General features: G+C 59.7%; 1 protein-coding gene. It reads right to left on the bottom strand.

Going from position 1 to position 603, the window contains the following annotated elements; translation table 11 throughout:
- Window positions 1–514: SRPBCC family protein (locus tag A3728_RS19030; RefSeq protein WP_330220291.1), on the bottom strand; the 514-nt coding region annotated here is incomplete at its 3' end.
- Window positions 515–603: the final 89 nt, after the last annotated feature.

Here is a 603-nt window from a genome sequence, read left to right as displayed (position 1 = left end):
GCCCGTGGAAATGGCGCATCGCAAGTTCGGAAATGCCATGATCCTCCGGGTCGGTCACGTACCATCCGTGCTGAAACCCCCGCTGTGCCATGCCGCGCTGCACGTTCTCGCATAGTGCCCTGTCTTCCTGCGAAACGACTTTGGTGGTCCAGACCGACCGCAGGCGATCGCGCTCCTCCGCACCTGCGTCGGTAGGCCGGGCAGGTTTCAGCGAGAGGGTATAGCGCGATGTCCGCCCCGGCCCCAATGGATCGAACCGAGAGACATAAAAGTTCTGCGTGCCGGGAAATCGCCCCAGCGTAATGTTGGGGAAGAGCCACCAGAAGGTTCCCACCAGAACGTCGTGGTCGAGGTCGAGCGGAAAAGCCCGGTTATCGGCTTTCCGCTTGGTGGGTGCCTCCTGATAGGTAAAGTTCGGGAACAGTGAAAAGCGGCTGTCCGGGATGGCCATCATCTCGTTGAAATCGGGATGCGCCGTCTGGCAGTGGTAACATTCGAGGTAATTGTCCAACATGACCTTCCAGTTGGACTCGCATATGTACGTATGGCCGAATTCCGCGCCTCGGACAAGGAGGCGGGCCTTTACCTCGCAGGGTCGGCTTG

The sequence above is a fragment of the Sulfitobacter sp. HI0040 genome, from assembly GCF_001634885.1.
In the GTDB taxonomy this organism is placed as follows: Bacteria; Pseudomonadota; Alphaproteobacteria; order Rhodobacterales; family Rhodobacteraceae; genus Sulfitobacter.
This window is presented reverse-complemented; position numbering and strand designations above follow the sequence as displayed.